At 69.1% G+C, this 24,490-nt stretch carries 17 protein-coding genes and 1 pseudogene; 9 read left to right on the top strand and 9 right to left on the bottom strand.

What is annotated here, in order from left to right:
• From V8Z74_RS06950 to V8Z74_RS06935, 4 genes and pseudogenes are all read left to right on the top strand, one after another.
• A pseudogene (locus V8Z74_RS06950) lies at positions 1-850 on the top strand (TolC family protein); the annotation flags it as partial.
• A complete protein-coding gene (locus V8Z74_RS06945) occupies positions 847-1,977 on the top strand; it encodes an HlyD family secretion protein (protein ID WP_066475737.1) in 1,131 nt (376 codons plus the stop codon). The pseudogene V8Z74_RS06950 and the gene V8Z74_RS06945, both read left to right, overlap by 4 nt.
• A 68-nt stretch (positions 1,978-2,045) precedes the next feature.
• Positions 2,046-3,371, top strand: a complete 1,326-nt coding sequence (locus V8Z74_RS06940) for a DUF445 domain-containing protein (RefSeq protein ID WP_066475739.1) — start codon at positions 2,046-2,048, stop codon at positions 3,369-3,371.
• A gap of 351 nt (positions 3,372-3,722) precedes the next feature.
• Positions 3,723-5,879, top strand: coding sequence for a TonB-dependent receptor domain-containing protein (locus tag V8Z74_RS06935; RefSeq protein ID WP_349708661.1), 2,157 nt, complete (start codon positions 3,723-3,725; stop codon positions 5,877-5,879).
• A gap of 248 nt (positions 5,880-6,127) precedes the next feature.
• Here the strand turns inward: V8Z74_RS06935 and V8Z74_RS06930 are convergent, their stop codons facing one another.
• From V8Z74_RS06930 to V8Z74_RS06915, 4 genes are all read right to left on the bottom strand, one after another.
• A complete protein-coding gene (locus V8Z74_RS06930) occupies positions 6,128-6,583 on the bottom strand; it encodes a hypothetical protein (protein ID WP_349708660.1) in 456 nt (151 codons plus the stop codon).
• A gap of 81 nt (positions 6,584-6,664) precedes the next feature.
• Complete coding sequence (locus V8Z74_RS06925; RefSeq protein WP_066475744.1) at positions 6,665-7,087, bottom strand: hypothetical protein; 423 nt, start codon at positions 7,085-7,087, stop codon at positions 6,665-6,667.
• A gap of 166 nt (positions 7,088-7,253) precedes the next feature.
• On the bottom strand, positions 7,254-8,627 hold the full coding sequence (locus tag V8Z74_RS06920; RefSeq protein WP_349708659.1) for a heavy metal sensor histidine kinase: 1,374 nt from the start codon (positions 8,625-8,627) through the stop codon (positions 7,254-7,256).
• Complete coding sequence (locus V8Z74_RS06915) at positions 8,627-9,313, bottom strand: heavy metal response regulator transcription factor (protein ID WP_349708658.1); 687 nt, start codon at positions 9,311-9,313, stop codon at positions 8,627-8,629. Before V8Z74_RS06915 ends, V8Z74_RS06920 begins: the two co-directional genes overlap by 1 nt.
• Before the next feature lie 133 nt (positions 9,314-9,446).
• Here V8Z74_RS06915 and V8Z74_RS06910 point away from each other — a divergent pair, with 133 nt between their 5' ends.
• The 4 genes from V8Z74_RS06910 to V8Z74_RS06895 all read left to right on the top strand — a co-directional run bounded on the left by V8Z74_RS06910 (position 9,447) and on the right by V8Z74_RS06895 (position 15,964).
• Positions 9,447-10,766: a TolC family protein gene (locus V8Z74_RS06910; RefSeq protein WP_349708657.1), complete on the top strand. Its 1,320-nt coding sequence runs from the start codon at positions 9,447-9,449 to the stop codon at positions 10,764-10,766.
• Positions 10,763-12,121 carry an efflux RND transporter periplasmic adaptor subunit gene (locus V8Z74_RS06905; protein WP_349708656.1) on the top strand — a complete coding sequence of 453 codons (1,359 nt, stop codon included), beginning with the start codon at positions 10,763-10,765 and terminating at the stop codon, positions 12,119-12,121. Before V8Z74_RS06910 ends, V8Z74_RS06905 begins: the two co-directional genes overlap by 4 nt.
• 155 nt (positions 12,122-12,276) lie before the next feature.
• On the top strand, positions 12,277-15,426 hold the full coding sequence (locus V8Z74_RS06900; protein WP_349708655.1) for a CusA/CzcA family heavy metal efflux RND transporter: 3,150 nt from the start codon (positions 12,277-12,279) through the stop codon (positions 15,424-15,426).
• 187 nt (positions 15,427-15,613) lie between these two features.
• Positions 15,614-15,964 (top strand): DUF4148 domain-containing protein, encoded by a 351-nt coding sequence (locus V8Z74_RS06895; protein ID WP_349708654.1) that lies wholly within the window; start codon positions 15,614-15,616, stop codon positions 15,962-15,964.
• A gap of 10 nt (positions 15,965-15,974) precedes the next feature.
• Here V8Z74_RS06895 and V8Z74_RS06890 read toward each other — a convergent pair whose 3' ends face one another.
• From V8Z74_RS06890 to purU, 5 genes are all read right to left on the bottom strand, one after another.
• The gene (locus V8Z74_RS06890) at positions 15,975-16,397 is read right to left on the bottom strand and encodes a DNA-binding protein (protein ID WP_066475756.1); all 423 of its coding nucleotides are present in this window, start codon (positions 16,395-16,397) and stop codon (positions 15,975-15,977) included.
• 455 nt (positions 16,398-16,852) lie between these two features.
• A complete protein-coding gene (locus V8Z74_RS06885; protein ID WP_349708653.1) occupies positions 16,853-18,388 on the bottom strand; it encodes an FAD-linked oxidase C-terminal domain-containing protein in 1,536 nt (511 codons plus the stop codon).
• A gap of 145 nt (positions 18,389-18,533) precedes the next feature.
• A complete protein-coding gene (locus tag V8Z74_RS06880) occupies positions 18,534-19,670 on the bottom strand; it encodes an ABC transporter substrate-binding protein (RefSeq protein ID WP_349708652.1) in 1,137 nt (378 codons plus the stop codon).
• 243 nt (positions 19,671-19,913) lie between these two features.
• Positions 19,914-20,840 (bottom strand): LysR substrate-binding domain-containing protein, encoded by a 927-nt coding sequence (locus V8Z74_RS06875; protein WP_349708651.1) that lies wholly within the window; start codon positions 20,838-20,840, stop codon positions 19,914-19,916.
• 31 nt (positions 20,841-20,871) lie between these two features.
• Positions 20,872-21,720: a formyltetrahydrofolate deformylase gene (gene purU, locus V8Z74_RS06870; protein WP_066475762.1), complete on the bottom strand. Its 849-nt coding sequence runs from the start codon at positions 21,718-21,720 to the stop codon at positions 20,872-20,874.
• Between the two features lie 51 nt (positions 21,721-21,771).
• Here purU and V8Z74_RS06865 point away from each other — a divergent pair, with 51 nt between their 5' ends.
• Positions 21,772-24,465 carry a sensor domain-containing protein gene (locus tag V8Z74_RS06865; protein ID WP_066475765.1) on the top strand — a complete coding sequence of 898 codons (2,694 nt, stop codon included), beginning with the start codon at positions 21,772-21,774 and terminating at the stop codon, positions 24,463-24,465.
• Positions 24,466-24,490: the final 25 nt, after the last annotated feature.

The following is a 24,490-nucleotide window of genomic DNA, read 5'->3' as shown; positions in this document are numbered from 1 at the left end:
CGCTGCGGCCATGGCTGCCGCCGGTCCGGCTGCGGCGGCGCAGAAGGCGGGTCCCGGCGATGAAGCCGGCGCGGCCAAGCCCGCTGCCACCGCCGCGCAGGCCGCGCCTGCGGGCACCGGCTGGTATGCCTGGAAAGGCTGGCAGTGGGTGCAGCAGCCGGCCCGCGTGGACCAGCTGCCGCAAGGCACGCAGCGCCTGCTGGTGTCGTTCACCGAGGAGCAGCTGCAGCGCCTGGCGGCCGACGAGAAGGCCCGCCAGGGACTGGAGCAGCTCGCGCAGCGGGCGCGCCAGCGCGGCATCCGGCTGGAGCTGCTGCTGGGCGAGCCAACCTGGGTGCTGCCCCAGGGCCGCGGCAACATGCTGGCGCTGCTGCAGAAGGTGCAGACCATGCCGTTCGGCATGGTCCACCTGGACCTGGAGCGCAGCCAGCTGCCCGAGGCGCAGCAAAAGGACTGGGACCGCCATGCGCTCGACAGCCTGAAGGAGGCCGTGGGCCAGAGCCGCCTGCCGATCTCGCTGACCACGCACCACCGCGAACTGCGCGACCCCGGCTTCCTGCAGGCGCTGCAGAAGGCCGGCGTCAAGGAAGTCGTGCCCATGATCTACAGCGCCAATGCGCAGAGCACGGTGAACGTCATCAAGCAGCTGCCGCCCATGCCGCAGGGGCTGGACCTGGCCGTGGCGCAAAGCATCGAGAAGGAACTGCCCTCGGAGGAGAGCCTGTTTCGCGTGGGCCGGCGCCAGGCGCTGGCCCACTGGCAGGGGGTGGCGCAATCGCTGCGGACGGTGCCCGGCTTCAAAGGCATCGTCGTGCAGTCCTGGGAAGACTATATGGAGGCTCAACCGTGAAGATTCAATTCAATGCCCCGCCGGCTTCGGCGGAGGTCAGCAATGGCATTCCCGTCAAGTACGACAACGTCAAGCGCACGGTGCCGCGCTGGCGCTGGTATCTGGTGCTGGGCATCGTGCTGCTGATTCCCCTGTACTTCGTCTACAAGGCCGTGAGCAGCACGCTGCTGCGCGCCTCGCCCGGCATGGTGGTCGTCGACCAGGTGGTGGTGCGCGCGCCGATCACGGGCCAGGTGGAGCAGGTGGCCCAGGAAGGGCAGACCGCCGAGCAGGGCGCGCGCGTGCTGCGCGTGGTGCAAAAGCAGGTGCCCACGCCTGCCGCCGGCGCGGTGCAGGCTGCCGGCGCGGCGGCCAGTTCCGCCGACCATACCTATGCGATGCAGCGCCAGGACCTGCAGGGCCAGCAAAAGGCCCTGCAGTCCAGCCTGCAGGCCGCGCAGGGCCGCCTGTCCCTGATGCAGGACCGCGTGCGCCAGATGGACGAGCTGTTCCGCCAGGGCGCGGCCACGCGCCAGGAAGTGGACGGCGCGCGCCTGCAGATGCTGCAGGCCCAGGCCGAGATAGGCCGCACCCAGCGCGAGATCCTGGCGGCCAGCCAGCAGCAGAGCGCCCTGTACCTGCAGGCGGCCAAGGATGCGGCAGCCACGCGCCAGGCCGTGGGGCTGGCGCAGGCCAGCAACATCACGCCGGTCGCGGACCTGATGGCGCCCGTGCCATCGCAGGTGGTGCGCAGCTTCGTCAAGGCCGGTGAATGGGTGGTGGCCGGGGACGAGCTGATGGTGCTGCAGACGCGCAAGGCGCCCTGGGTCCAGGCCTATCTGACGCCCCAGTCCCTGAAGTACGCGCGCAAGGGCCAGAAGGCCACGCTGGTCTTCCTGGACGGCCAGAAGGTGCCGGCCGAGGTGGACGAGGTGTTCTCCGAAACCCAGCGCATCCCGGCCGAGCGCGTGGGTCCGATGGAATCGCAGAGTGCCGCGGTCGTCGTCAAGCTGCGTCCGCTGCAGGCCCTGCCGGCCGAGCACCGCGTCAACCGCCTGCCCATCGACGTGCGCTTCGAGGAAAGCTGGTGGCCCTGGAGCCAGGACACCCGGCTGGCCGATACCGCAGGAAACGCCAAGGCCGGCTGACGCATGCCGCGCCCCGGCGGCGGCTCGGCCGGAAGACGGCCGGGCCAAGAGGCCGTATGCTCTAGCGCATGCTCACGCCTGAACAACGCCGCTCACTGCAGCAGGCCAAGCGCATGCCGCTGGTCCTGCTGCTGTTGGTGAGCGCAGGATTCGTCGCCACGGCGCTGGCCGGCACGCGCTGGGCGATCGCGGGGCAGGAGGTGCCGCTGTGGTTGGCCTGCCTGCGCGCCATCTGCGAGGCCGCCATGGTCGGCGCGCTGGCCGACTGGTTTGCGGTGACGGCGCTGTTCAGGCCGATTCCGCTGCCGTGGGTGGGCCGGCATACGGCCATCATTCCGCGCAACAAGGACCGCATCGGCGAGAACCTGGCCGTCTTCGTGCGCGACAAGTTCCTGGATGCGCCCTCGCTGGTGGCGCTGATCGGGCGCCACGACCCGGCCCGCGCGCTCAGCGACTGGCTGACCACGCCCGCCAACAGCACGCTGCTGGGCAGGCAGGTCGCGCGCCTGGCGCTGGCCGCGCTGGAGATGGTGCAGGACACGCAGGTGGAGAAATTCCTCACCCAGTCGCTCAAGGCCATCCTGTCCCAGCTCAATCTCACCGGGGCTGCGGCTTCGCTGCTGACCGGCCTCACCCAGGGCGGGCGCCACCAGGCCGTGCTCGACGATGTGCTGGCGCGCCTGGGCAGCGTGCTGCGCAACGAACAGACCCATGTGCTGATCGCGCACACCATCGTGGCCTGGCTCAAGCGCGAGCATCCGCTCAAGGAAAAAATGCTGCCCACCGACTGGCTGGGCGAAAAGGGGGCCAGCGTGATCGCCGCGGCGCTGGACGGCCTGCTGCAGGACATTGCCCACCATCCCGACCATCGCATGCGCGAGGCCTTCGATGCCTCGGTGCGCCGCCTGATCGAACGCCTGCAGAACGACCCCGAATACGAGCAGCGCGTGGAAAAGCTGCGCCACTACCTGCTGCACGACGAGAAGCTGGCCAGCTATCTGCGCGAGCTGTGGCTGGGCCTGCGCGTCAAGATCGAGAAGGACCTGGCCGACGAGCACTCGCAGATCGCGCGCAAGGCCACGGCCATGGGGCGCTGGCTGGGCCAGTCGCTGGCGCACGACGAGGCGCTGCGCAGCTCCATGAACGAGCGGCTCAAGCGCTGGGCCACGGCGCTGGCGCCCGATGTCTCGCAGTTCATAGGCCAGCACATCGCGGACACCGTCAAGCGCTGGGATGCCGAGCAGCTGTCCGAGCTGATCGAGACCCATATCGGCAAGGACCTGCAGTACATCCGCATCAACGGCACGCTGGTGGGCGGCGCCATCGGCCTGGCGCTGTTCCTGCTCTCGCATGCGGGCAGCCTGTGGCGCAGCCTGCGGCAGATGCTGGCATGAAGCCCGCCGGGCCGGCGGCAGGCGCATGTCGGGCTTACAGATTTGCACAATGCCGCCATCCATATTTACAATGAGAACCATTCGCAATAAATAGGCGCTTCACGCACTCTCTCCCCAGCCGGGCCCGCCTCGGCCAGCTTCCATGCAGCTGGCGCGCAGCGCAGGCCCGCCATGCCGCACAGCCCGGCATGGCATAGCCAGGACGGCCTTCCCACGGCCGTTGCGGCGGCCTCACGCACAACATCATTCGCGAATGTCCTGCCGGTCCCTGCGCCGGCCGGCACCGGTGCGCCCTGCGCGTTCCCGTCGGCCGGCGCGTGGCCGTATGTGTCGAATCTTCCGAGCTATCCCATGCATCACCAATCCACGCCCAGGCATGCGCACCGCCCTGCGCAGGTCCGTCCCTCTTTTTCCCCGCTTCAAGCCGGCGCCGCCGGGTGGCCGCAGCCCGGCCTGCAGCGCCAAGCCGTGGCACTGGCCGCTGCCGGCCTGGCTGGCCTGGCCGTCCTGGCGGGCCCGGGCGCGGCGCGGGCCGCGCAAGCCTCGCCCGAGCGCAGCATGGAGACCGTGGTGGTGACGGCATCGGGCTTCGAGCAGGCCATCGAGGATGCGCCCGCGTCCGTCAGCGTGATCACCCGCGAGGAACTGCAAAGCAAGCCGTTTCGCGACCTGACCGATGCCATCCGCGACATCGAGGGCGTGTCGGTCACCGGCGTGAACAATGAAAAGGACATCTTCATCCGCGGCCTGCCCGGCGCCTATACGCTGATCCTGGTGGACGGGCGCCGCCAGAGCACGCGCGAGGCGCGCACCAATGGCAACGCGGGCTTCGAGCAGAGCTTCATCCCGCCGCTGGAGGCCATAGAGCGCATCGAGGTGGTGCGCGGCCCCATGTCCTCGCTGTACGGCTCGGACGCCATGGGCGGCGTGATCAACATCATCACGCGCAAGGTACCCGCCGCCTGGGGCGGCTCGCTGAGCGCCGACTACACGCTGCAGAAAAGCGACCTCGGCGACTCGCACCAGGAGCAGTTCTACCTGGGCGGGCCGATCAAGCAGGACCTGGCGGGCCTGCAGGTCTGGGGCCGCAGCTACCACCGCGGCGAGGACAGGATGCTGAACGGCACCAACGATGCCTCCGACCGCGACATCACGGCGCGCCTGGCCATCACGCCCAGCAGATACCACGACATCCTGCTCGAGGCCGGCACCACCGACGTCAAGCGCGGCAGCAGCCCCGGCAAGACGCTGGCGCCCAGCGGCACGCCGGCCTACAACAAGAACAGCCGCGACCATTACGCGCTCTCGCACACGGGCCGCTGGGGCTGGGCGACATCGGAAGTGTCGCTGTCGCGCGAACAGGCCCGGCGCCAGAACTTCACGCTGCCGCGCCAGTCGCAGGAGTGGGCGCGCAATGCCCGCGCGCCCGAGATCACCAACACCGTGCTCGATGCCAAGCTGACCATGCCGCTGGGCAGCCACCTGCTGGTGGCCGGCGGCCAGGTCAACCGCGCCGAGCTGGAGGACGTGAACCCCGGCCTGCGCGACAACATCGTGCGCAGCTACGGCATCACGCAGAAGGCCCTGTTCCTGGAGGACGAATGGCGCATCACCGGGCGCTGGGCCGTGACGGGCGGCCTGCGCCTGGACGACCATCCGGTCTATGGCAAGCACTGGAGCCCACGCGTGTACTCCGTCTGGCATGCCAGCGACGACTGGACCTTCAAGGGCGGCGTCTCGCGGGGCTTTCGCGCGCCCGACGTGCGCTCCATCACGCCCGGCTATGCCTACACCACGGGCGGCGGCAACTGCACCTACGGGCCGGGCGGCACCTGCGGCGTCATCATCGCCGACCCCCGCCTGGGCGCCGAAAAGAGCACCAGCTACGAAGTGGCCGCGCTGTGGAACAACCGGCGCGACCTGCAGGCCAGCGCCACGCTGTTCTACACGGACTTCAAGGACAAGGTGGCCAATGCCATCGTGATGAACCCGGACGGCAGCTATGCGCGCTGGTCCCAAGACCCGAACTACCGCCTCTGGTACAACTACAACATCGACCGCGCCAAGATCCGCGGCATGGAGCTGTCGGGCAAATGGCAGGCCACGCGCACGCTAGGCTTCAAGGGCAACTACACCTACACGCAGTCGCGCCAGGAAGGCGGCGCCTACGACGGCCATGCGCTGGCCCGCACGCCCCGCCACAAGCTCACGCTGCGCGCCGACTGGCAGGCCGCGCCCCGGTTCAAGCTCTGGACGGCGTTCAACCACCACGGCAAGGAAATCAATGCGGGCGCCCGCATCGGCAGCAACGGCGCGCTGGTGGCCAACGGCGTGCGCGAGTACGCGGCGTACAACTACCTGGACATCGGCGGCAGCTACCAGCTCACCAAGAGCACCACGCTCAACGTGGCGCTCTACAACGTGGGCGACAAGCGCCTGGATGCCGAGACCTACAACACCGTGGGCGACGGCCGCCGCCTGTGGGTGGGGCTGAACAGCCGCTTCTGAGCGGCGAATGGACCCAGGCGGGCCGGTGCCAGGGGGAGCGGCCGAACAGGCCTGCTATGCATAAGAGAGCATGCAGCGCCTGCTCCGCCACGATCTGCAAGCTCCATGCTTTCAGATCATCGACACGGAAGGCGCGGGAAGCTCCTGAAACAATAGCAATCGTCTTGCGCGTATACGGCCAATGCCTGCGAAAGCTGAAGGCGTCCCCGCGATTGCCGGGGCGTGCTTCGCCGGCGACGGCCCTGCTTTCATGCGCCGGCTTCGCCGCCTTGTGGCGCGGCCGGCTGCAGCAGGTGCTGGCCGATCTGCTGCCAGGCCTTGGCCGCATCATGCTGGCCCGCGAACAGATGGCAGCTGGCCGCAGTCATGGCCACGCGGCCGTCCTCGGGCTGCAGGTCGAAGGCCAGCTCGCACTGGGCGGCGGCATTGGCCCACATCACGGCAGCGTTGGGCGAGTGTTCCTTCTGCAGCGCATGGGCTTCGGCCATCCAGGCCTGGGCCAGTCGGAAAGCCGCCTCGGGCGCGTCCATGTCTGCCTTGTGCGCAAGATAGAACTGCTTTCCGGCGGCCTGCCAGAGCGCGCGGGCCTGCTGGAAGTCGCTGGTGGCCAGGGCCTGCGCCTGGGCTACCAGCGCATTGCCGGCCTGCAGGTGGGCGCCATAGTCCTGGGCGTGATGGTGGGGGGAAGTGCTGTCTTGGGGCATGGGGCGATTGTCGCCATTGCGCCAAATCTCAGGTGTTCGCAGGTGCATAGGCCCGCGGCCCCTGCCGTATCGCCTCCCTGGCTAGAACCTGAAGTCCAGGCTGTGGCTGCCCTTGCCCACATGGGTCTGCTGGCTCTGGGTGCGGCCGTTGCGCGTCGTGGCCTGCACGGTATAGGCGCCCTCGGGCAGCCGGAGCAGGCACACCGGGCCGCCGGCCACGAAGCGGTAGCTGTCCCTGGCGCCCCTGATTTCCACCGTGATGTCGGCCAGGTACTCGCCTTCCCGGGCGGCAAACAGCAGCGACAGCGGATAGTCCTTCATGGCCGCGCGCATGGCCGTGGATTCGTCAAGGCCGATGCCGCCGCAGCTGTACTGCAGGCTTCCTTCCTCGTGCAGGGGCGGCATCCTGCCGGCCTCGGACTGGGCCAGCGCCAAAGGTGCGGCGGCCGCCAGCAGTGCCGATGCCAGCAGCGCACGGGCCGTGTTGTGGGGTGCGTGAAGCATGGTGCATCCTTTCATCGTGCAAGGCATGGCTTATGGTGGCGCGCCGGGCAGCGCCCGGCTGTCGTCTGGCTTTGTCCGCTGCTGTGGGCGTGGTCCGGCGCCCTGTTGCGTTCCGGAAGCTGCGTGAGCCGGTGCCGCGCGTTGTGAGCGCCCGGCAAGGCCGGTGTCAGGATGTTGCGGGGATGGCGCCGGGCAGCGGCAGCAGCAGGCCGATGCGCGTCCGACCGCCGGCCGATTCGGCAAAGGTGCGCCCGCCGTGCAGGCGTGCAATGGCCGCCACGATGGCCAGGCCCAGGCCATGGTTGCGGTCGGCCTGGCTGCGCGCCGCATCGCCGCGGTAGAAGCGGTCGAACAATCGCGGCAGATGCTCCGCAGGAATCGGCGGGCCCTGGTTGATGACGGCCAGCTCCACATCGCCTGCGCCTTCATGGCGGGCGCAGGGGTGGTGGCTGATCTGCACGGCAATCGTCGAGCCCGGCGCGGCATAGCGCGTGGCATTGCCCAGCAGGTTGGACAGCGCGCGGCGCAGCAGCCGCGCGTCGACCTGCGCCGGGACATCGCCCCGCACGATCACCTGCACGCCGGCTTCCTGCAGCGCCGCTTCATGGAATTCGATGACCTCGTGCGCCAGCGCCGCCAGGCTGGCCACGGCACTCAGGCGCGCACCCTGGCCGCGGTCGGCCTGGGAGAGGAAGAGCATGTCGCCCACGATGCCGGCCATGCGCTGCAGGTCCTCGAGGTTGGAGGACAGGACCTCGCGCAGCTCGGCCTCGCCGCGCGGCTTGCGCAGCGCCAGTTCGCAGCTGCTGATCAGCGTGGTCAGCGGCGTGTTCAGCTCGTGCGCCACATCGGTGTTGAAGGCCTCCATCTGCCGGTAGGCCACGGACAGGCGCTCGAGCAGCGCGTTGAACTGGGCGATCAGCGGGCGCAGTTCCTGGGGCTGGCCGCTGTCGTCGAGCCGGCGCTGCAGGTCCTGCGCCGACAGCCGGCGCGTCTGCTCCACCAGCGAATGCAGCGGCGCCAGCCCGCGGTGCACCAGCCAGATGCCGGCCAGCGACACCAGCAGCGTGCCGATCACCGCGGCCAGCCCCAGCGTCCAGGCCAGGTGGCGCAGCAGCGCGTCGTCATCGCTGCGGTCCAGCTGCAGGTCGGCCTGCACCGGCTGCCCGCTGCCGGGCAGCCGCACCGCGAAGCGCCGGTGCAGCGGGCGCCCATCGCCGCCGGCGCCGTGGCGCGGATGCTCGTACACCGGGCTGCCCTGGGCGTCGAGGATGCGCAGCGACAGCTCGTCGTGCCCGGTCAGGAAGTCGTCGAGCATGTGCGCCAGCTCGGGTGCCCCATGCACCGCCCGCCCCTCGGCCAGCAGGTGCTGCACGGCCTGCTGCTTGTGGTCCAGCACCTCCTGCTGGCGCAGCGCCAGCGCCAGCGCGATCACCACGTACACCGCCACGCACACCAGCCCCAGGCCCAGCATGGTCTGCAGCGCCAGCCAGCGCGACAGGCGCCGGCCCAGGTGGGGAACGTCGGACTGCCAGGGCATCACGGTGCGCGCGACTCCAGCACGTAGCCCATGCCGCGCACGGTGTGCAGCAGCGGCCGCTCGAAGGGCTGGTCGAGCTTGAGGCGCAGGCGCCGCACGGCCACTTCGACCACATTGGTCTCGCTGTCGAAGTTCATGTCCCAGACCTGGGAGGCCAGCTCGGTGCGCGACAGCACCTCGCCCTGGCGGCGCAGCAGCAGGCTCAGCAGATTGAACTCCTTGGCCGTCAGGTCCAGGCGCTGGCCCGCGCGCGTGGCACGGCGGCGGATCAGGTCCAGCTCGAGGTCGGCCATGCGCAGCACCGTGGCCTCGGGCACGGCCTGGGCTGCTGCGCCGCGGCGCAGCAGCACATGGATGCGCGCCACCAGCTCCGAGAACGCGAAGGGCTTGACCAGGTAGTCGTCGGCGCCGCCCTGCAGGCCCTTGACGCGGTCTTCCACCTGGCCGCGCGCGGTCAGCATCAGCACCGGGGTCTGCAGGGACTGGCGCAGCGCCGCCAGCACGGCCAGTCCGTCGATGCCGGGCAGCATGCCGTCGAGCACGATGAGGTCGTAGGCCAGCTCGGTGGCCAGATGCAGCCCGTCGATGCCGTTGTGGGCCACATCGACCACAAAGCCTTCCTCGGTCAGGCCTTTGTGCAGGTACTCGGCCAGTTTGATCTCGTCCTCGACGACCAGCAGTTTCATGGGCCGCATTGTGCGCGATCCATGCCTTCAGCCGCCGTGCAGCCAGATGACGAATTTGTCATCTTCCGGTCAGAGAGGCGTCGCCCCCGGGTTTCTACAGTCGTGGCAGGCTGGAGAGAGCCAGGAGTTTTTTATGTTCGATGTCCCGTTCCGCACCCTGCGCTGCAGCCTGCTGGGCCTGGCCATGGCTGCCGCATGGCCTGCAGCCCGGGCCGAGGCGGTACATGCCGCGGCGGCCGGCCGTGCGCCGGTGGGTGATGTGTCGGTGGGTGATGCGCCGTCGCTGTCACTGCCGCAGGCGCTGGCTCTGGCGCTGGATCACAACCCCGGCCTGCGCGCGGCGCGCCAGGCGCTGGCGGCCAGCGAGGGCGCCGTGCTGCAAAGCCAGGCCCGGCCCAATCCCGAACTCGCGTATTCGCAGGAAGACACGCGCAGCAGCACGCGCTCGGTGACGCTGCAATGGAACCAGACCGTGGAAGTCGGCGGCAAGCGCGCGGCCCGCATGCGCGTGGCCGAGCGCGGCCGCGATGTGGTCCGGGCCGAACTGGCCGCCGCCGAGGCCGCGCTGCGCGCCGATGTGCGCGCGGCCTTCTTCGGCCTGCTGGCCGCGCAGCAGCGCGTGAGCCTGGCCAGGCAGACGCTGGAAATTGCCCGCAGTGCGCGCGAAGCCGCGGCCAAGCGCGTGGCCGCGGGCAAGATCGCGCCGCTGGAAGAGACCAAGGCCCGCGTGGCCGAGTCCGGCGCGCAGCTGGAGCTGGCCCAGGCGCAGTCGGGCCTGCGCGTGGCGCGCGTACAGATGCAGGCGCTGTGGGGCGACGCCGTGCGTCCCTTCGGAGACGCTATAGGCGAAGGCTCGGGGGGCGTCGATGCGCTGCCCGAGGTACCGGCGTTCCAGGCGCTGCAGCAGCGCATGGAGCAGGCCCCGGCCGTGCTGCGCGCACGCCAGGCCCTGGCGCAAAGCCGGGCCGCCGCCGAGCTGGAGCGCGCACGGCGCCTGCCCGATCCCACGCTGAGCCTGGGCGTCAAGCGCGCTACGGAAGTGGGGCGCAACCAGCTGGTGGTCGGCATCTCGGTGCCGCTGCCGGTCTTCGACAGCAACCGCGGCAACCAGCTGCAGGCCCTGCGCCTGGCCGACCGGGCCGAGGACGAGCTGCAGGCCGTGCGCATCCAGCTGCAGGCCCAAGTGTTCGAGGCGCGCGAGCAGCTGCAGGCCAGCAGCCAGCAGGCCCGATTGCTGGCCGGCGAGGTGCTGCCCACGGCACGCACGGCCTATGAACTGGCCGCGCGCGGCTTTGCGCTGGGCAAGTTCGCCTACCTCGACGTGCTCGACGCCCAGCGCACCTGGTCGGAGGCACGCAGCCAGTACCTGGAGCAACTGCTGGCCACGCAGCGCGCGGCCGCCGACATCGACCGCCTGCTGGGCGCAGAACCATCCGACCGCACCACACCATGAGCAACACTCCATCCCCCACACCTCTGGCGCCGCGCCGTACCGTCGTGGCGATCGCCGCCATCCTCGCGCTGGGTGCGCTAGCGGCCGTGCTGATCCTGCGCAGCGGCACCCCAGGCGGAACCGGGGCCGAGGCGGCCCATGGGCACGGCCACAGCGAAGCCGCAGGCCATGCCGACGGCGAGCACCATGGCGCGGCGGCCTCTGCCCACGCGCACGACGAGGCGCATGCCGATGGCGAGCACCATGAAGGCGGCGGGGCGCCTGCGGCCCGCAAGTCCGAAGCCGGCCACGATGAGGACGAAGGCCTGATCGCCATGGATGCCCAGCGCATGGAGACAGCCGGCATACGGCTGGCCGAGGCCGGCCCGACCACGGTGCGCTCCGTGCTGCAGCTGCCCGGCGAAATCCGTTTCAACGAAGACCGCACGGCCCATGTGGTGCCGCGCGTGGCGGGCGTGGCCGAGAGCGTGGCCGCCAACCTGGGCCAGAACGTGAAGAAGGGCCAGCTGCTGGCCGTGCTCAGCAGCGCCGCCGTGTCGGAGCAGCGCAGCGAGCTGCTGGCCGCACAGAAACGCCTGTCGCTGGCGCGCACCACCTATGCGCGCGAAAAGCAGCTGTGGGAGGAAAAGGTATCGGCCGAGCAGGACTATCTGCAGGCCCGCCAGGCCCTGGGCGAGGCCGAGATCGCGGTCTCCAACGCCCAGCAGAAGCTGGCTGCCACGGGCGCGAGCGCGGGCGGCGCGGGCGCGAGCGCGGGCGGCGCGGGCGGCCTGAACCGCTTCGAGCTGCGCGCTCCGTTTGACGGCGTGGTGGTGGAAAAGCACCTGGCCGTGGGCGAGGCCGTGCAGGACACGACCCAGGTCTTCACCATCTCGGACCTGCGCTCGGTCTGGGCCGAGATGCGCGTGGCCGCTCCCGACCTGCCGGCCGTGCGGGTAGGCGAAAAGGCCACGGTGCGGGCCACGGCCTTCGATTCCTCGGCCACGGGTGAAGTGGCCTATGTGGGCGCGCTGATCGGCCAGGACACGCGCACGGCGCCCGCGCGCATCACCCTGCCCAACCCCGACGGCGTCTGGCGCCCGGGCCTGTTCGTGAACGTGGAGCTGACGGCCTCGTCCCGGCAGGCCGCACTGGCCGTGGCGACATCGGCCATCCAGCGCATGGAAGGCCAGCAGGCGGTGGTCTTCGTGCCCGTGAAGGGAGGATTCCGGGCCCGGCCCGTGCGCGTGGGCCGCTCGGATGCCAAGGCGACCGAGGTGCTCGAAGGCCTCCAGCCCGGCCAGCCCTATGTGGCCGAAGGCAGCTTCGTGCTTAAGGCCGAGCTGGGCAAGGCCAGCGCTGAACACACGCATTGACCTTGACCCCCCTGAGCCGCTTCGCGGCTTCCCCCCAGGGGGACGACGGCCCATGCTGCGGGGCGGCCCCTGCTGGCCGTCTCGCGTTTGGGCCATGCCTATTTCAGAACGCGTGTGCAAGGCGCGGAAATCGCTACTGCGGCTAGGAAAGAAACATGTTTGAACGCATCATCCGATTCGCCATCGAGCAGCGCTGGCTGGTGCTGCTGGCCGTGCTGGCCATGGCGGGGCTGGGCATCTTCAGCTACCAGCGCCTGGCCATCGACGCCGTGCCCGACATCACCAATGTCCAGGTGCAGATCAACACCCAGGCCAACGGCTATTCGCCGCTGGAGACCGAGCAGCGCGTGACCTATCCCCTGGAGACCGTGATGGCCGGCCTGCCCCATCTGGAGCAGACGCGATCGCTGTCGCGCTACGGCCTGTCCCAGGTCACCGTGGTGTTCAAGGACGGCACGGACATCTACTTCGCGCGCCAGCTTGTCAACGAGCGCATACAGCAGGCGAAGGGCAGCCTGCCCGCGGGCATCACGCCCACGCTGGGGCCCATCTCCACGGGCCTGGGCGAGATCTACCTGTGGACCGTGGAAGCCGAAGAGGGCGCGAAGAAGGCCGACGGAACGCCCTACACGCCCATGGACCTGCGCGAGATCCAGGACTGGGTCATCAAGCCCCAGCTGCGCAACGTGCCCGGCGTGACCGAGATCAACTCCATCGGCGGCTACGCCAAGGAATACCTGGTGGCCCCCCGGCCCGAGCGGCTGGCGGCCTACGGCTTCACGCTGGCCGACATCGTCACCGCGCTGCAGCGCAACAACACCAATGTGGGCGCCGGCTACATCGAGCGCCAGGGCGAGCAGTACCTGATACGCGCGCCGGGCCAGGTCGCGGGCATGGCCGACATCCGCGAGGTCATCGTCGGCAGCGCGCAGGGCCAGCCCATACGCATCCGCGACCTGGCCGAGGTCGGCCTGGGCCGCGAGCTGCGCACGGGCGCGGCCACCGACAACGGCCGCGAAGTGGTGCTGGGCACGGTGTTCATGCTGATCGGCGAGAACAGCCGCAGCGTCTCGCAGGCCGTGGATGCGCGCATGCGCGAGATCAACCGCAGCCTGCCGGCGGGCGTGCGGGCCATCACCGTCTACGATCGCACCAACCTCGTGGACAAGGCCATCGCCACCGTCAAGAAGAACCTGGTCGAGGGCGCCACCCTGGTCGTGGTCATCCTGTTCCTGTTCCTGGGCAACCTGCGCGCGGCGCTGATCACGGCGCTCATCATTCCGCTGTCCATGCTGTTCACCTTCACGGGCATGGTGCATTGGCGCGTCAGCGCGAACCTCATGAGCCTGGGGGCGCTGGACTTCGGCATCATCATCGACGGCGCCGTGGTCATCGTGGAAAACTGCGTGCGCCGCCTGGCCCATGCGCAGGAGGCGCGCGGCCGCCTGCTCACGCGCAGCGAACGGCTGCACGAGGTCTTCGCCGCCGCGCGCGAGGCCCGCCGCCCGCTGCTGTTCGGCCAGCTCATCATCATGGTGGTGTACCTGCCCATCTTCGCGCTCACGGGCGTGGAAGGAAAGATGTTCCATCCGATGGCGCTGACCGTGGTCATCGCCCTGGCCGGCGCCATGCTGCTGTCCATCACCTTCATTCCCGCCGCCATCGCGCTCTTCATGGGCAGCAAGGTGGCCGAGAAGGAGAACCGCCTCATGGGATGGGCGCGCCGCGCCTATGCGCCCGTGCTGGCGCGCGTCATGGCCGCGCCCGCCGTGGTGCTGACGGCCGCCGGCGTGGCCGTGCTGCTCTCCCTGCTGCTGGCCTCGCGCCTGGGCAGCGAATTCGCGCCCAACCTCAACGAGGGCGATTTCGCCATCCAGGCCCTGCGCATTCCCGGCACCAGCCTCACGCAATCGCTGCAAATGCAGATGCAGATCGAGAGGGCGCTCAAGAAGGAGTTCCCCGAGATCGATCGCGTGTTCGCGCGCACGGGCACGGCCGAGATCGCCTCGGACCCCATGCCGCCCAATATCTCGGACGGCTACATCATGCTGAAAGACCGCAGCGCATGGCCCGATCCCGCACGCTCGCGCGACGACCTGCTGGCCGCCGTGCAGGCCGCCGTGGAGCGCATACCGGGCAACAACTACGAGTTCTCCCAGCCCATACAGCTGCGCTTCAACGAGCTGATCTCGGGCGTGCGCAGCGATGTGGCGGTGAAGATCTTCGGCGACGACATGGGCGTGCTCGAAAAGAGCGCCCAGGCGGTGGCCGGCATGCTGCAGCAGATCCAGGGGGCCTCCGAGGTCAAGGTCGAGCAGACCACGGGCCTGCCCATGCTCACCGTGCACATCGACCGCGAGAAGGCATCGCGCTACGGCCTGAACATGGGCGATGTGCAGGACACCATCGCCACGGCGCTGGGCGGCAGCGAGGCCGGCACGGTGTTCGAGGGCGACCGGCGCTTCGACATCCAGGTGCGCCTGCCCGAGGAGGTGCGCAACGACATGGAGGCGCTGGGCCGGCTGCCCATCGCCCTGCCGCGCGGCGCCGACGGACGCATGGGCTTTGTGCCGCTGTCGGCCGTGGCCCGCTTCGAGACCGCGCCCGGCCCCAACCAGGTCAGCCGCGAGGACGGCAAGCGCCGCATCGTCGTCAGCGCCAACGTGCGCGGCCGCGACATGGGCTCCTTCGTGGGCGAGGCCCAGCAGCGCCTGCAAGCCCTGCAGCTGCCGCCTGGCTACTGGACGCGCTGGGGCGGCACCTTCGAGAACCTGGAGTCCGCGCGCCAGCGCCTGCAGATCGTGGTGCCCGTGGCGCTGCTGCTGGTCTTCGTGCTGCTGTTCGCCATGTTCGGCAATGTGCGCGACGGGCTCATCGTCTTCACCGGCATCCCGTTCGCGCTCACGGGCGGCATCCTGGCGCTGTGGCTGCGCGGCATTCCGCTGTCGATCTCGGCGGCCGTGGGCTTCATCGCGCTGTCGGGCGTTGCCGTGCTCAACGGCCTGGTGATGATTGCCTGCATACGCTCGCTGCGCGAAGCCGGGCGCAGCGTGGCCGAGGCGGTGACCGAAGGCGCGCTCACGCGCCTGCGTCCCGTGCTGATGACGGCCCTGGTGGCCTCGCTGGGCTTCGTGCCCATGGCCATCGCCACGGGCACGGGGGCCGAGGTGCAGCGCCCCCTGGCCACGGTGGTGATCGGCGGCATCCTCTCGTCCACCATGCTCACGCTGCTGGTGCTGCCGCTGCTGTACCGGCTGGTGCACCGCAACGACCCGTCGGCGGGCGGCGAACCGGCAGCCGCATAGCCGTCTTCACGTTGCCTCGTCCAAAGCCGGAGCCTTGAACAGGGCCCCGGCTTTTTTGTGGACCGTGGATGACAGCAATGTCACGGTCTTGTGGGCGTGCTGTCGGAGCCCGGTTCCTACAGTGGATGCATCTTTCCGCAACGCTGGAAAGAGAGCCCCTTCCACCACTTCTGAAAGGAACTAGACCATGACGCAACGCCGCTTCTTTCCCGCTTCCCTGATGGCCGGCCTGGCCGCATCGGCGGCAATGAGCCTGCCCGGCGCCGCCATGGCCGGCAGCTACTGGCATCCGGCCAACAACGAATCCGGGGTCACCACGCATCCCGACCATTTCCGCAGCAGCAAGACGCGCGCCCAGGTGCTGGCGGAGGCCGAGACCGCCGTGCGCCAGGGCGGCGCGTCGCGCTTCAACGCCAGCGTCTATCCGGCCGATGCACCGCAGGCCGCCGGCGGCAGATCGCGCCAGGAAGTGATCGGCGAACTGCTCGACGAAACGCCGGCGCAGCGCGAGGCGCGCCAGCGTGCCTTTGGCGGCTGAGCCTGGCCTTCTAGGATTGGGCCGCGCGCTCGGCCTCTTCGGCCGCATGGGCGCGCGCAATGGCCAATATGACGTCGCGCGCCAGGCGCCGCTTGGGCACGGGCAGGCGCAGATAGAGGTCGAAGAGCTCGCGGTCCTCGTAACCCAGGGAAACGCTCCAGGGCGCGGGCTGCTCGCGGGTCCGGGGCACCTCGGCGGGGTCCCAGGCCAGTTCATGCGCAGGCACTTGCAGCCATTCGGCCAGAGTGGCCAGCTTGCGGTGGCCGGGAACGGTTTCGCCCAGAAGCCAGCGGCGTACGCCGTGCAGCGTCATGGGCTTGCCCCAGTAGCGGCTGTTGAACTCGCGCTCCAGGACCGAAGGCTTGGCCTCGTAGCCTGCCGCCTCCATTGCCTCGCGTAACTTTTGCGCAAACCGCTGCTTTGCATTCTGCATGCGGCCGCAACTTATAAAAATGCCGGATGCCGAGCGTAACTTCTATTTGAAGTTACATTAATGATTGACTTTTGGTTAAGTTGAAAAGTTACATCATGGCAGGCCCACGCGTTGGGCTGGCCGAAGGCGAGGAGGCTGGACAATGGGCTTGAATCGCGATGAGCACGCGCCTGCGCACTGCGACTCCGGGACCCATGCCGTGGCATGGGTCAGGGCCGGGGAAGCAAGGATTCCACGACCGTTGACCCGGGCACAGATCGAAACCATCCGTGCCAACGTGAAATATTTGAAGGCCTTGCGTGAACAGGAGCGAGCTTGCGAGGGCGCCGCAGGGGGGCGCATGCCAACCTCGGCCGGTGATTCGGGCGGTGACTCGGCCGGGACCGCGCCTGAAGCGCCCGGCAAGGGGCGGTGCGCCCCTTCCGTGCCAGGCATTGCCAAGACGTGACGCAGGCTCAGAACCTGGGCAGGTCGGGGTGGCTGATCTGTCCGCCGCGCACCAGCATCTTGCCGTACTCGGCACAGCGGTTGAGCGTGGGGATCACCTTGCCGGGATTGAGCAGCGACAGCGGATCGAATGCGGCCTTGAGCGCGAACATCTGCTGGTTCTCGGCCGTGGTGAACTGGGTGCACATGGAGTTGAGCTTTTCCACGCCCACGCCATGTTCGCCGGTCACGGTGCCGCCCATGGCCACGCTGGTTTCCAGGATGTCGGCGCCGAACAGCTCGCAGCGGTGCAGCTCGTCGGGATCGTTGGCATCGAACAGGATCAGCGGATGCAGGTTGCCGTCGCCCGCATGGAAGACATTGGCGCAGCGCAGGCCGTATTTCTTCTCCATCTGCTGGATGGCCAGCAGGATGTCGGCCAGGCGCTTGCGCGGAATGGTCGAATCCATGCACATGTAGTCGGGGCTGATGCGGCCGCTGGCCGGAAAGGCGTTCTTGCGCCCGCTCCAGAAGCGCAGCCGCTCTTCCTCGCTTTCGCTCACGGCGATGGCCGTGGCGCCGGCCGCGCGCAGCACTTCGCTCATGCGTGCGATTTCCTCCTCCACTTCTTCCGGCGTGCCGTCGGATTCGCACAGCAGGATGGCTTCGGCCGTGAGGTCGTAGCCGGCCTTGACGAAGTCCTCGACGGCGGCGGTCATGGGCTTGTCCATCATTTCCAGGCCGGCGGGAATGATGCCGGCCGCGATCACGGCGGCCACGGCGTCGCCAGCTTTGCGCACATCGTCGAAGCTGGCCATGATGCAGCGTGCCAGCATGGGCTTGGGGATGAGCTTGACGGTGACTTCGGTGGCCACGGCCAGCATGCCCTCGCTGCCGATGACGGTGGCCAGCAGATCGAAACCCGGCGTGTCCAGCGCATCGGAGCCGAACTCCACGGGCTCGCCTTCGATGGTGAAGCCCCTGACCTTGAGCACGTTGTGCACCGTCAGGCCGTACTTGAGGCAGTGCACGCCGCCCGAGTTCTCGGCCACGTTGCCGCCGATGGTGCAGGCGATCTGGCTGCTGGGGTCTGGCGCGTAGTACAGGCCGTGGGGTGCGGCGGCCTCGCTGATGGCCAGGTTGCGCACGCCGCACTGCACCAGGGCCGTGCGGCTGTACGGGTCGACCTTGAGGATCCTGTTGAACTTGGCCAGCGACAGCGTCACCCCCATGGGGTGGGGCATGGCGCCGCCCGACAGGCCGGTGCCGGCGCCACGCGCGATCACGGGCACCTGGATGGAATGGCAGGCCTTGAGCACGGCCTGCACCTGGCTCTCGGTCTCGGGCAGGCAGACCACGAGCGGGCGCTGGCGGTAGGCCGTGAGGCCGTCGCATTCATAGGGCGTGGTGTCCTCGGTCTGGTAGAGCAGCGCATGCGCGGGCACATGGGGGCGCAGCGCATCGAGCACCTCGGCCTGGCGGCGGGCGCGTTCGGTAGCAGCCGGCTGGCGGCGGGCGGCATCGGCGGCGGCCGACGGATCGGAAAGAGAGCTGGCGGGCATCATGCCCCGACTGTAGAGGAAGGATGCCGGGTGCGGCGTGAGTTTTCTTGCAGCCGCATGTGAAAAGCGCTGAAGCTGCCTGTTTTCTAGTGTCTAAAACAATAGCTGTCTACGCTTGCTGTGCAAAGGTTTGAGGTTGATTTGATGCCTAATCTATGAAATGGCCCTGCTGGTTCAGCATGGCCAGCCCCACATAGTTGGAGCCCTGGTGGCGGCCGCTGGCAAAGCGGATGTTCATGGGGCCGTAGTGCATCTCGCCCAGGCTGTCGAGCGCCGCCGCCAGCGAGGCGCGCGTGACGCCGCTGCCGGCCTTGCGCAGGCCGTCCACCAGCGTGCGCACATTCAGATAGACCTCCATGCCCATGTACGAGGCGCTGTGCTTGCCCGCGGCACCCAGCAGCTGCTGGTAGTCCTTGGACACGGCCAGCGCCGTGCGCCAGGGGCTGGGCACCAGCGTGGTGAAGATCACGCCGCGCGTGTGTTCGCCCAGGCCCTTGACCACGCCCTGGTGGGCCTGGGCGGCCAGGTTGTAGAACTGCACGCCCACCTGGGCCTGGCGCGCCGCGGTGATCAGGCCCACGGTGGCCGGCGCGCCGGCCAGCACGATTACGCCCTGCAGCTGCGGCTGGCGGGCCAGCTGGGCGGCAGCCGCGGCGGCATTGCCGCCCGAGGGCTCCAGCGCGATCTCGGCCAGCGGCTGCAGGCTGTGCGAGCCCAGCACGGCGCGGGCCGCCTCCAGGCTGTTCTGGCCGAAGCTGTCCTGCTGGTAGGCGACGGCGATGCGGTTCTGGCCCAGGGTCTGCATCTGCTGCACCATGGCCGAGATTTCGCTCAAGGTGCTGGCGCGCAGCAGATAGGTGTAGCGGCCCTGCGGCTGGCGCACGGGGCCGGTGCCGGCCAGCGCGCCGACCAGCGGGATCTGCGCCTCCTGCAGCACCGGCTGCATGGCGCCGCAGCTGGCCGAGCCCCAGCAGCTGAGCAGGGCCACGGCGCCGCCATGGATCAGCTGGCGCGCATTGCCGGCCGCGCGCTGGGGCTCGTAGCCGTCATCGAGCACCTTGAGCTGCAGCGGCCGGCCGCCGATACCGCCCTGGCGGTTGACGGCATCCACATAGGCCTGCATGACGACCTGGCCCTCCCTGCCCGCATCGGCCTGGACGCCAGACAGCGGCAGGCTGGCGCCGATGACGATGGGCTGTTCCTCGGCCTGCAGCGGTGCAGGACCGGCGGCCCACAACGGCAATGCCAGCAACAGAGCCTTCAGATGGCTTTTTCGCTTGTGCATGGTTCTCCCCCTCCCGAATGGACTGTTTTCTTGGGTCGTGGGGCGCATGATGGCCAGCGGCCGCAAGTCGTTGAAGAGGGCCAGCGCTGCAGTGTCCGCACGGCGCGACGTTACATAGTTTTGACCGGCAGCCATGCAGCGGCCTTGATGCAGCGCAGCCGGGCGGCCACGGCACTGTGCTGGAAAAGGGCAGAGGGCAACTGCGGGTTGCCGGCGGTGGCAAAAGCTGGCAGAGGGGCGGTGTCAGGAGTTCATGGCCTTGCGCAGCCATTCGGCAAAGGCCGCGCATTCCCAGCGGTCCATGGTGCCGGTCTCCCAGCACAGGTAGTGGGCATGGGGGCTGGGCGCATCGAGGTCGAACAGGCGCACCAGCGAGCCGTTCTCGAGCCATGGCAGGCCCAGCTTGTGGCGGATCAGCGCCACTCCCATGCTGGCCGCGGCGGCGTCGCACATCAGGCCCACGTCGTTGAACTGCGAGCCTTCGCCGGGCTCGGGCCAGGACAGGCCGGCGGCCGCGAACCAGGTGCGCCACGGGTCCAGCGGGCTGCGCAGCAGCGGCTGGCCTTCCAGGTCCTCGGGGCGCTCGAACGGGCCGTTCTCGCGCAGAAAGGCCGGCGAGGCCAGCGGCGTGACGGTGTCGCGCGCCAGCTCGATATGCTCCACGTCGGCATAGTGGCCGGTGCCGAAGCGCACCATGAGGTCGGCGTCCTCGGCGATCACGTCCAGCAGCGGAATGGACACCTGCAGCGCGATGTCGATCTCCGGATAGGCCTCGGTGAACTGGCGCAGGCGCGGGATCAGGATGGAGCGGGCGAACGTGGGCGTGACCGCGAGCTTGAGCCGCCGGCGCCCGGGAGCGGCCGCGGTGCCGGGAAAGCGCTGCAGCGCGCCCAGGCCTTCGCGCACATGGGCCAGGTAGGCGATGCCGTCGGTGGTCAGCGAGAAATCGGCGCGGCCGAACAGGCGCGTGCCCAGCAACTGCTCGAGCTGCTTGACGCGGTGGCTGACGGCGCTGGGCGTGACGCACAGCTCTTCGGCCGTCTGGGTGACCGAGCGCAGGCGGGCCAGGGCTTCGAAGGTCAGCAGGCACTGGATGGGCGGGATGCGCCGCGCGCCGCCGCTGTGGAGGGCGGCGGCGCTGCCGGTCACGGTACTGGTGATCGTCACCATGGCGTCGCGGCAGGCTATGCCCGGGCCCGCTTCAACGGAAGACCACTGTCTTGTGGCCGTTGAGGATCACGCGGCGCTCGCTGTGCCACTTCACGGCGCGGGCCAGCACCTGGCTCTCGGTGTCGCGGCCGCGGGCAGTCAGGGTCTCGACGGTGTCGGTATGGTCGGCGCGGGCCACGTCCTGCTCGATGATGGGGCCTTCGTCCAGGTCGGCCGTCACATAGTGGGCCGTGGCGCCGATCAGCTTCACGCCGCGGTCGTGGGCCTGGTAGTAGGGCTTGGCGCCCTTGAAGCTGGGCAGGAAGCTGTGGTGGATGTTGATGGCGCGGCCCGAAAGCTTGGCGCACAGGTCGTTGGAGAGCACCTGCATGTAGCGGGCCAGCACCACCAGCTCGGCGCCTTCGGCTTCGACGATCTCGTACTGCCGTGCTTCGGCCTGGGCCTTGGTGGCGGCCGTCACCGGGATGTGGTGGAACGGGATGTTGTAGCTGGCGGCCAGCTGGTAGAACTCGCGGTGGTTGCTGATGATGGCGCGGATGTCGATGGGCAGCAGGCCGGTCTTCCAGCGGAACAGCAGGTCGTTGAGGCAGTGGCCTTCCTTGCTGACCATGATCACGGTCTTCATGCGCTCGTCCTGGGGATGCAGGTTCCACTGCATCTGGTAGCGGCCTGCGAGTTCGGCGACCGCGCCCTTGAGCGTGGCCACGTCGGTGCCGGGGCAGGCGAACTGCACGCGCATGAAGAACAGGCCGGTGGCCGGGTCGTTGTATTGGGCGGCTTCCTCGATGTTGCCGCCTTGCTCCAGCAAAAAGCCCGACACGGCATGTACCAGTCCGAGTCGGTCGGGGCAGGAAAGGGTCAGAATATAGGCTTGGGTCATAGCTGGGCGATTGTCGCAGCAAGGGCAGGACCCTGCGGACAAAGGAAATACATGAAAAGCGAGGGAGGTCATTCCCACATCAGGCCCTGGATGCTGGTGGCCCTTTACGTGTGTGCGGGGATGACATGGCTGGGGGCCCAGGCGTGGGTGCTGGCCTATTTTGGCGTGTCCGCCCATCAGCGGTCGGCCCGCTGGCAGATAGCCTTGTTTGCCGCTTGGCTGCTGATCACGGCCCTGATCGGCGCCTGGCTGCTGGTGCGCAAGCGCAGCGCCGAGGGCGTGCGCCAGGAAACCGCCCAGGAACTGGCCCTGGTGGCGCGCCATGCGCCGGCCGGCATTGCGCGGGTGCGCTTCGATGGCGCCGAGATCGTCTGGGCCAATGCGCGCCTGGCCGGCTGGCTGGGGCGCAGCGCGGATTCGCTGCAGGGCGAGAACTTCCGGCTGCTGGTGCCGGCCGACGACCCGCAGGAGGTGAAGCGGCAGATGGCCAGCCTGGTCGCCGGCGAGTGCGACCATTTCCAGATGCTGCGCCGCTGCGTGAACGTGCTCACGGAAAAGGTGACGCCCGTGCTGTGCACGGCCAGCCGCATGCGGGCCGCCGACGGCGAAGGGCCGCTGGCCCTGGTGTGCGTGCTGCAGGACCTGACCGAGGTGCTGGCCGCCCGGCAGGCGCTGGAGCGCAGCGAGACCACGCTGCGCCTGGCGCTGGAAGGCAGCGGCAACGGCGTCTGGGAGTGGGATGGCGCGGCCCGGCATTTCCATTTCTCCAAGGGCGTGGCCCGCATGCTGCGCTACCGCGGCAGCGACCTGGTGCGTGATTTCGATTTCTTCTCCCGCCTGCATCCCGAGGACCGCAGGCCCGCCCGCTCCATGCTCCGGAGCGCGCTGCGGCAAAGCCGCGAAATCGTGCTGACGGCGCGTCTGCTGTGCTTCGACTCCGTCTACCGCTGGTTCAAGGTGCACGGCCAAAGCCGCGTGGATGCCGAAGGGCGCTTGCAGCGCCTGTCGGGCCTGCTGGCCGATCAGACCGCCAGCCGCGATGCCGAGGAGCGCCAGCGCCTGGCGGCTGCCGTGGTGGACAACACCATCGAAGGCGTGGTGGTGACCGATGCGCAAAGCCGCATTCTTTCGGCCAACCGCTCGTTCACCCGGCTGATGGGCTATGCCGAGGAGGAGATCCTGGGCCAGACGCCGCGCATGTTCAAGTCCGGCCTGCACGGCAAGGCGTTCTATGAAAACATGTGGGCCAGCATGCGGGCCACGGGGCACTGGCAGGGCGAGATCTGGAACCGGCGCAAGAGCGGCGAGGTGTTTCTGGAGCGCATGTCGCTGAGCGCGGTCAAGGATGCAGCGGGCACGGTCACGCATTACGTATGCATGTTCACCGACATCTCCAGCGACAAGGCGCGCGAGCGGCAGCTGGAGTTCCTGTCGCAGAGCGACGTGCTCACGGGCTTGCCCAACCGCGCGAAATTCGAGGGGCTGCTCGGCGAGGCCGTGGAGCAGGCGCGTGCAACGCAGGACGGCATGGCCGTGATGCTGCTCAACATCGACCGCTTCAAGGACGTGAACGACAGCTATGGCCACGCGGTCGGGGACATGGTGCTCAAGCATGTGGCGCAGCAGGTGCAGGGCGCGCTGCGCCATGGGGACATGCTGGGCCGCCTGGCCGGAGACGAACTGGCCGTGGTCTGCCCGGGGCTCAACGGCCGCGAGGAGGCGATTGCCGTGGCCGAGCACCTGATCCGCGCCGCGGCCCGGCCCTGGACTTCGCCGGACGGACTGTCCGTGGTCGTGGGCCTGAGCGTGGGCATCAGCCTGTATCCCGAGCATGCGCTCGATACCGAGGAGCTGATGCGTGATGCCCATGCGGCCGTCTACGGCGCCAAGGCCCGCGGCTCGGGCACCTGGTGCTTCTTCAGCGAAGGCATGACGCAGGCCGCCCGCGAGCGGCTGGCGCTGGAGGCGCGGCTGCGCCGCGCGCTGGATCTGGGCCATCTGTGCCTGTACTACCAGCCGCAGCTGGAGCTGGCCACGGGCCGCCTGATCGGTGCGGAGGCCCTGCTGCGCTGGCTGGACCCCGACGAAGGGTTGATCTCTCCGGCGCGCTTCATCCCCGTGGCCGAGAGCTCCAGCCTCATCGGGCCGCTGGGCCTGTGGGTGCTGCAGGAGGCCTGCCGCCAGGGCCAGCAGTGGCGCAGCGCCGGCCTGCCGGCACTGACCATTGCCGTCAATGTCTCGTTGCACCAGCTGCTGCTCACCGATCTGGCCGGCGCGACCCAGCAGGTGCTGGCGCAGACCGGCTATCCCGCCCAGCAGCTGGAGCTGGAGATCACCGAAAGCGCGCTGGCCGAGCATCCCGAAGAGGGCCTGCAGGTGCTCAACCGCCTGCGCGAACTGGGCGTGCACCTGGCCATCGACGACTTCGGCACCGGTTATTCGTCGCTGGCCCACCTCAAGCGCTTTCCGCTGGACCTGCTCAAGATCGACCAGAGCTTCATCCGCGACATTCCGCACAGTGCCGACGACATGGCCATCAGCAGCTCGGTCATCGCGCTGGGCCATGCCATGGGCCTCAAGGTGCTGGCCGAAGGCGTGGAAAACCGCGAGCAGCTGGAGTTCCTGCGCCAGAAGGGCTGTGACTTCTTCCAGGGGTATTTCTGCAGCCGGCCCCTGCCGGCGCAGGACTTCACGCGCCTGCTCGAAAAAGTGGGCAAGGGGGCGCGGCTGATCGAGACAGCCTGAAACGGGGCGGCTGCCGCAAACGGCA

It is taken from the genome of Comamonas sp. w2-DMI (assembly GCF_040187735.1).
Classification (GTDB): domain Bacteria; phylum Pseudomonadota; class Gammaproteobacteria; order Burkholderiales; family Burkholderiaceae_C; genus Comamonas; species Comamonas terrae.
This window is presented reverse-complemented; position numbering and strand designations above follow the sequence as displayed.

Excerpts from the sequence above, each read along its gene's own strand:
- V8Z74_RS06940 (WP_066475739.1), top strand. The coding sequence starts at position 2,046 with ATGCTCACGCCTGAACAACGCCGCTCACTGCAGCAGGCCAAGCGCATG.
- V8Z74_RS06935 (WP_349708661.1), top strand. The coding sequence starts at position 3,723 with ATGCATCACCAATCCACGCCCAGGCATGCGCACCGCCCTGCGCAGGTC.
- V8Z74_RS06930 (WP_349708660.1), bottom strand. The coding sequence starts at position 6,583 with ATGCCCCAAGACAGCACTTCCCCCCACCATCACGCCCAGGACTATGGC.
- V8Z74_RS06925 (WP_066475744.1), bottom strand. The coding sequence starts at position 7,087 with ATGCTTCACGCACCCCACAACACGGCCCGTGCGCTGCTGGCATCGGCA.
- V8Z74_RS06920 (WP_349708659.1), bottom strand. The coding sequence starts at position 8,627 with ATGCCCTGGCAGTCCGACGTTCCCCACCTGGGCCGGCGCCTGTCGCGC.
- V8Z74_RS06915 (WP_349708658.1), bottom strand. The coding sequence starts at position 9,313 with ATGAAACTGCTGGTCGTCGAGGACGAGATCAAACTGGCCGAGTACCTG.
- V8Z74_RS06910 (WP_349708657.1), top strand. The coding sequence starts at position 9,447 with ATGTTCGATGTCCCGTTCCGCACCCTGCGCTGCAGCCTGCTGGGCCTG.
- V8Z74_RS06905 (WP_349708656.1), top strand. The coding sequence starts at position 10,763 with ATGAGCAACACTCCATCCCCCACACCTCTGGCGCCGCGCCGTACCGTC.
- V8Z74_RS06900 (WP_349708655.1), top strand. The coding sequence starts at position 12,277 with ATGTTTGAACGCATCATCCGATTCGCCATCGAGCAGCGCTGGCTGGTG.
- V8Z74_RS06895 (WP_349708654.1), top strand. The coding sequence starts at position 15,614 with ATGACGCAACGCCGCTTCTTTCCCGCTTCCCTGATGGCCGGCCTGGCC.
- V8Z74_RS06890 (WP_066475756.1), bottom strand. The coding sequence starts at position 16,397 with ATGCAGAATGCAAAGCAGCGGTTTGCGCAAAAGTTACGCGAGGCAATG.
- V8Z74_RS06885 (WP_349708653.1), bottom strand. The coding sequence starts at position 18,388 with ATGATGCCCGCCAGCTCTCTTTCCGATCCGTCGGCCGCCGCCGATGCC.
- V8Z74_RS06880 (WP_349708652.1), bottom strand. The coding sequence starts at position 19,670 with ATGCACAAGCGAAAAAGCCATCTGAAGGCTCTGTTGCTGGCATTGCCG.
- V8Z74_RS06875 (WP_349708651.1), bottom strand. The coding sequence starts at position 20,840 with ATGGTGACGATCACCAGTACCGTGACCGGCAGCGCCGCCGCCCTCCAC.
- purU (WP_066475762.1), bottom strand. The coding sequence starts at position 21,720 with ATGACCCAAGCCTATATTCTGACCCTTTCCTGCCCCGACCGACTCGGA.
- V8Z74_RS06865 (WP_066475765.1), top strand. The coding sequence starts at position 21,772 with ATGAAAAGCGAGGGAGGTCATTCCCACATCAGGCCCTGGATGCTGGTG.